The organism is Rheinheimera sp. A13L, from assembly GCF_000217935.1.
Taxonomy (GTDB): domain Bacteria; phylum Pseudomonadota; class Gammaproteobacteria; order Enterobacterales; family Alteromonadaceae; genus Pararheinheimera.
Map to the genome: position 1 here is coordinate 144301 of NZ_AFHI01000002.1, position 6226 is coordinate 150526.

The window sequence follows — 6226 nt, forward strand, 5'->3', positions numbered from 1 at the left end:
TAATGACCCTGGAAAGCTGTTTTGGTTTCAGATTGACGGCGCTTGCAGTTAATTTCCATAATCCACAGCTAAAACCGCCTTTTTCTGCTCCAGCTATTCTTAGTAACCCTGCTTTTGCAGTAAGATACGCATCATTTCGTAACCATCTGGGTTGCGGCTGCAGAAGTGACAGAAGGGTTATAGTTCGTGGATCAGAAAGTTCAGGTAAAACTTATCATACGTCGGGTGCCCATGCAGGCCGCTCTGTCATGGCTGACTAAAGCCTGGGAATTATTCCGTCTGGCGCCGTCCACTATGATAGCTATGGTGGCCTTTATGACGGTGCTAAGTTTAGTGGCCCAGCTGCATCCAGTACTTGCGGTCTTGCTGGTGCTGGCAAATCCATTTTTAACTGCAGGTTTCTACAAAAGCATAGTACTGCTGCAACAGCAAAAAGAAGTTAATTTTCAGCTGATTTTTAGTGTTTTTAAAGAAGAGCGTTACCGCCGCATTTTTATAAGACTAGCTGGAGCTAACTTGCTGGCGAATATTCCGTTGATGTTGCTGATGGCACAACTGATGGAACAGGCTCAGGCTGAAGCGGTTGAGCCGCTGACGGTGTTGTTCTTTGTGGTCGCACTGAGTCTGATGTTTATGTTATTTGCTTATGCAGTAGCTATAGCCTATTTCCTTAACGAACAACGTTTGCAGGCCATTTTAACCGCCAGCCTGACAGCCTGCTGGCGTAATGTCGGCGCCTTAACCTTATTTGGTATTATGGCTGTAGCACTGGGTATGTTAGGTCTTGTCACTTTTGGTTTTGCTTTTGTGGTGATAATTCCTGTGTTGCAAATAGCCTTCTTTTTATCCTTTAGCGCCTTTTTTGCTTTGCAATTGGATGATTCAGCTCCTGCTGTACTGGAAGTATAAGCATGACAGAGCCCCGGCCTTCGCAAGAACCAAAGCCTCTGACAGAGCAGGAATTGCGGCAATGGCTGTTGGGCTTGTTATCACGCCGTGAATACAGCGCGCTGGAGCTGAAGCAAAAGTTAAAGCAAAAAGGCGCTTCGGCAGAACAAATTACAGAATTGCTGGAGTGGGCGCAGCAACGGGATTACCAAAATGAGTTACGTTATGCCCGCATGCAGGTCAATGCAAAGTTGCATAAAGGCTATGGATGGTTTTACATTAGCCAGTTTTGTGCACAGCAGGGCATTAAAAAAGAATTACAACAGCAACTGCTGGAAGAATTAAATATCGACTGGTTTGAGGTTGCCACACTGGCATACCGGAAAAAATATGCCGATAAACCTATAGCGGATTATCAGGACAAACTTAAACGGATTCGTTACTTACAAAGCAGAGGCTTTGGCAGCGACACTATCCAACTTGTATTTGCAGAGATAAAAGAAGAGTAGGACATGTATATGACTTCGGCACAACTTCGCCGCGCTTTCCTGGACTTTTTTGCCAGTAAAGGCCACCAAATTGTTAGCAGCAGTTCGCTGATCCCGGGCAATGACCCGACATTGCTCTTTACTAACGCCGGTATGGTGCAATTTAAAGACGTGTTTTTAGGTCAGGACAAACGTAGCTACAACCGCGCAGTGACAGCACAACGTTGTTTACGTGCCGGGGGTAAACATAACGATTTAGAAAACGTAGGCTATACAGCCCGTCACCATACCTTCTTTGAAATGCTGGGTAACTTCAGCTTTGGTGATTACTTCAAACAGGATGCTATTCAATACGCCTGGGAATTTCTAACTGAAGTACTCAAACTGCCGAAAGAAAAACTCTGGATCACTGTGTATGCCACAGACGATGAAGCTTTTGATATCTGGACCAAAGAGATGGGTGTGCCTGCTGAGCGTGCTATCCGTATTGGTGATAACAAAGGTGCACCTTACGCCTCAGACAATTTCTGGGCTATGGGTGATACGGGTCCTTGTGGTCCTTGTACTGAGATTTTCTATGATCACGGCGACCATATCTGGGGTGGCCCACCGGGTTCACCAGAAGAAGATGGCGACCGTTTTATTGAGATCTGGAACAACGTTTTTATGCAGTTTAACCGTCACGCTGATGGCCGGATGGAACCACTGCCAAAACCAAGCGTTGATACCGGCATGGGTTTAGAGCGTATTGCAGCTATTTTGCAAAACGTCCACAGCAACTACGAAATCGATACTTTTGCTGCTCTGATTAAAGCCACAGCAGAAATCACAGGCGCAACTGATTTAAACGATAAGTCGTTACGTGTAGTGGCTGACCATATTCGCAGTTGTTCATTTTTAGTGGCCGATGGCGTGATGCCATCCAACGAAGGCCGTGGTTATGTATTGCGCCGTATTATTCGCCGCGCCATTCGCCACGGTAATAAGCTTGGCGCTAAAGGTGTGTTCTTCAGTAAATTGGTGGGCGCTTTGGCACAACAAATGGGTGAAGCATACCCTGAACTGATTGAAAAGCAGGCCGTGATTGAAAAAGTGCTGGCGCTGGAAGAAGAGCAGTTTGGCAAAACCTTAGAACGTGGTCTGGGTATTCTGGAAGAGGCTTTAGCAGACCTTAATGGCAGTACTGTGATCCCTGGCGAAGTGGCCTTTAAGCTGTATGACACTTACGGTTTCCCGCTGGACTTAACAAGTGATGTGGCGCGTGAACGTGGTTTAACTGTGGATCAGGCCGGTTTTGAAGCCTCGATGGAAGCGCAGCGTAAACGTGCTCAGCAAGCCTCTAACTTTGGTGCCGATTACAATCAGGCCTTAACTTCGGCGCAATGCACTGACTTTACCGGTTATACCCAGATTCAGGGCAAAGCCAAAGTGGTCGAAATTCTGCTGGAAGGCAATGCGGTCAATGCACTGACGGACGGACAGCAGGCTTTGGTCATTCTGGATCAAACGCCATTTTACGCTGAGTCTGGCGGTCAATCCGGTGATGCAGGTGTATTAACCCTGGCCAATGGCGCGGTCTTTACCGTGGCAGACACCATCAAAGTAGGTAAAGCTTTTGCCCACAAAGGCAGCTTAAAAGGCGCTTTGGCCATTGGCGATTTAGTGGATGCGGCCATCGACAATGCCCGCCGTGAAGCCATTCGTAAAAACCACTCGGCCACTCACTTATTGCACGCCGCACTTCGCACCGTATTAGGTGAGCATGTGACTCAAAAAGGCTCTTTAGTGGGTTCAGAGCGTTTACGTTTTGACTTCTCGCATTTTGAAGCAGTAAAAGCCGATGAAATCCGCCGTATTGAGCAAATGGTTAACGAGCAGGTGCAACAAAACCATGAAGTGCTGACCCGCCTGATGAATGTCGATGAGGCTAAAGCTGCAGGTGCTATGGCGCTCTTTGGTGAAAAATACGATGACGAAGTGCGTGTGCTGAGCATGGGCGACTTCTCTATTGAACTCTGTGGTGGTACGCACGTATCACGCACCGGTGATATCGGCTTATTTAAAATTGTGGTGGAAAGCGGCATAGCGGCCGGTATCCGCCGTATTGAAGCTGTGACTGGCGAAGGCGCTTTAGCTTTTGTGCATAAGCTGGAACAACAGGCGCAAACTGTAGCTTCAATGCTCAAAGGCGATGTCTTTTCTATTGCTGACAAAGTACAGCAGGCCATGGACAGCCGCAAAGCGTTGGAGAAAGAGCTGGAACAATTAAAAGCCAAGCTCGCCAGCGCTGCAGGTGCTTCATTACTGGAGCAGGTGCAGCTGATTAACGGTGTAAAAGTGCTGATTGCAGAACTGAAAGGCGCCGATCCAAAAGCCTTCCGCACTATGGTGGATGAACTGAAAAACAAATTAGGTTCAGGCATTTTGTTATTAGCTACAGCGGCTGAAGGCAAAGTCAGTTTAATTGCTGGTGTCACTTCGGATTTGACGGGCAAAGTTCAGGCGGGTCAGCTGATTGGCTGGGCAGCCGAACAAGTAGGTGGCAAAGGCGGCGGTAAGCCGGATTTAGCTCAGGCAGGTGGCACTGATGTAGCCGCTTTACCTGGCGTACTGAAAGCTGCTGCCGACTATATTGCGGCTAAGCTGTAAAACTCAGTGGCTTTATATGTACAAAAATTCGGGGGTACCTCAGTAGGTACCCCCGAACGTATCGAAGCTGTGGCAGAGCAGGTGATTCAAACTGTGCATGCTGGTCATAAAGTAGTAGTGGTGGTGTCTGCTATGGCAGGTGAAACCAACAGACTGCTTGGGCTGGCACATCAGATTGATAACCGTCCTGCGACTCGCGAACTGGATATGCTCGCCGCCAGCGGTGAACAGGTCAGTATTGCCTTGCTGGCAATGGCGCTGATTAAGCGGGGTCATCCGGCTGTATCGCTACTGGCTGATCAGATTGGCATTCTGACTGACAATAAATTCAGCCGCGCCCGTATTTTATCTGTGGGCACTGAACGTTTATGGCAAGAGCTGGAGCAGGGCCATATTGTGATAGCTGCTGGTTTTCAGGGCCGCGATATTGAAGGCAATATCACTACTTTAGGCAGAGGGGGGTCTGATACCACGGCTGTCGCTTTAGCAGCAGCGTTAAAAGCCGATGAATGCCAGATTTTTACCGATGTGGATGGTATTTACAGCATGGATCCTCGTATTTGCCCCGATGCGTTCCGGCTGCCGTATATAGATGCATCCAGCATGCTGGAGCTGGCCAGTTTAGGCGCTAAGGTATTGCACTCCCGTTCTGTCGAATACGCAGCTATGCATCAAGTGCCGGTTCGGGTGTTATCCAGCTTCAGACCCGATCAGGGAACTTTAGTCTGTTATGAGGACCATAGCATGAGTGTTGTAGCGGTAACAGGACTGGCATGCCAGACCGGAGAAGTCTGGTTGGAGCTGAATGAGCTCAGTAGTGAGCTACATATCGCATTACTGAAGGAGTTCGCCCGTTTAGCTATTGAGACCGACATGTTAAAGGTGCAGTATGCGCCGTCCGGTTTAGTGCAGATGCAGTTCAGTTTGAACCAAAATGATCTGAATACTGTTGAAGATATTTGTAATGAACTGAAAAAGAAGCAAAATTTTACGCTGCAAAGCAGGAAGTCTTTGGGCAAGTTATCTATAGTAGGGATAGGGTTGAAATCAAATCCTGTCATTACGGCGACAGTATTTGAACAATTGCAGTTATTAGCAGTGCAGGTAGTTGCTGTCAGTTGTGCTGAAATTAAATTATCTATCGTAGTGCCAGAGGCTGAGCTGAATAAAGTGGCGGTCGCTTTACACTCTGCTTTATTAGGTTCAGTTAATTAACTTCAAGGTTTTCATAAATTTGTCAGCTGAGTTATCATAAAGCGGACAGGTATACGCAGTGTGATTACAACAAGCGTGACCATTGGAAGCTGGGATCATACAAAAGGAGCAAAGAATGCTTATTTTAACGCGTCGTGTTGGTGAGACACTGATGATTGGTGATGAAGTCACAGTCACAGTTTTAGGTGTGAAAGGAAATCAGGTTCGTATCGGTGTGAATGCACCAAAAGAAGTTTCAGTACACAGAGAAGAGATTTATATGCGCATTCAGGCTGAAAAAGGCACTCCTGGTGGCTTCAGCGGCGATGACGATCAGTAAATTTTATTAGTTAGCATTTTTAGAAGTTGTATATTTTTAAGCCTTTGTAGCGAATATTTAGTCGAATTGTTTAAAAGGTCAGCAAACGCGCTTTCCAGCTCCAAAAATTGTTTGACTTATTTTCCTGAGACATTAATATACACGCCGCAACGTAGTGCGGAGAAGTGGCCGAGTGGCTGAAGGCGCACCCCTGCTAAGGGTGTATAGGGGAAACTCTATCGAGGGTTCGAATCCCTCCTTCTCCGCCAGTTGTACTGTTAAGATTGGATGCATAGCTCAGCTGGATAGAGTACTCGGCTACGAACCGAGCGGTCGGAGGTTCGAATCCTCCTGCGTCCACCACTTAACTACAACGACGAAGCGAAAAAAGAAAGTACCAGATGGATGCATAGCTCAGCTGGATAGAGTACTCGGCTACGAACCGAGCGGTCGGAGGTTCGAATCCTCCTGCGTCCACCACAACTAAACCTGCTAAGTGCAGGTTTTTTTGTACTTAAAATTCAGTCAAACAGATCGGCGATGGTGGACACAGGCGGATGAGATCCTCCGCTAGGTTCGACAAAATCGTCAGGAACGATTTTGGACGAGCGAAGCTCGGCCCGCAGGGCAAGTGGCAGGACGCCACTTGCAATCCTCCTGCGTCCACCACAACTAAACCTGCTAAGTG

Annotated in this window: 5 protein-coding genes and 3 tRNA genes; all 8 read left to right on the forward strand. The window is 47.6% G+C overall.

Annotation, left to right across the window (positions count from 1 at the left end):
• The first annotated feature begins 186 nt into the window (after positions 1-186).
• Positions 187-909: a hypothetical protein gene (locus RHEIN_RS02110; RefSeq protein ID WP_008897323.1), complete on the forward strand. Its 723-nt coding sequence runs from the start codon at positions 187-189 to the stop codon at positions 907-909.
• Between the two features lie 2 nt (positions 910-911).
• Positions 912-1397 carry a regulatory protein RecX gene (locus RHEIN_RS02115; RefSeq protein WP_008897324.1) on the forward strand — a complete coding sequence of 162 codons (486 nt, stop codon included), beginning with the start codon at positions 912-914 and terminating at the stop codon, positions 1395-1397.
• Positions 1398-1406: 9 nt separating this feature from the next.
• On the forward strand, positions 1407-4025 hold the full coding sequence (gene alaS / locus RHEIN_RS02120; protein ID WP_008897325.1) for an alanine--tRNA ligase: 2619 nt from the start codon (positions 1407-1409) through the stop codon (positions 4023-4025).
• 6 nt (positions 4026-4031) lie between these two features.
• Complete coding sequence (locus tag RHEIN_RS02125; protein WP_008897326.1) at positions 4032-5240, forward strand: aspartate kinase; 1209 nt, start codon at positions 4032-4034, stop codon at positions 5238-5240.
• Between the two features lie 115 nt (positions 5241-5355).
• Positions 5356-5559: a carbon storage regulator CsrA gene (gene csrA, locus RHEIN_RS02130; protein WP_008897327.1), complete on the forward strand. Its 204-nt coding sequence runs from the start codon at positions 5356-5358 to the stop codon at positions 5557-5559.
• Between the two features lie 158 nt (positions 5560-5717).
• A tRNA-Ser gene (locus tag RHEIN_RS02135) sits at positions 5718-5807 on the forward strand.
• Positions 5808-5824: 17 nt separating this feature from the next.
• A tRNA-Arg gene (locus tag RHEIN_RS02140) sits at positions 5825-5901 on the forward strand.
• 40 nt (positions 5902-5941) lie between these two features.
• Positions 5942-6018 (forward strand) — tRNA-Arg (locus RHEIN_RS02145).
• The last annotated feature ends 208 nt before the right edge of the window (positions 6019-6226 follow it).

Coding starts and splice junctions, on each gene's coding strand:
- RHEIN_RS02115 (WP_008897324.1), top strand. CDS start 912: ATGACAGAGCCCCGGCCTTCGCAAGAACCAAAGCCTCTGACAGAGCAG.
- alaS (WP_008897325.1), top strand. CDS start 1,407: ATGACTTCGGCACAACTTCGCCGCGCTTTCCTGGACTTTTTTGCCAGT.
- csrA (WP_008897327.1), top strand. CDS start 5,356: ATGCTTATTTTAACGCGTCGTGTTGGTGAGACACTGATGATTGGTGAT.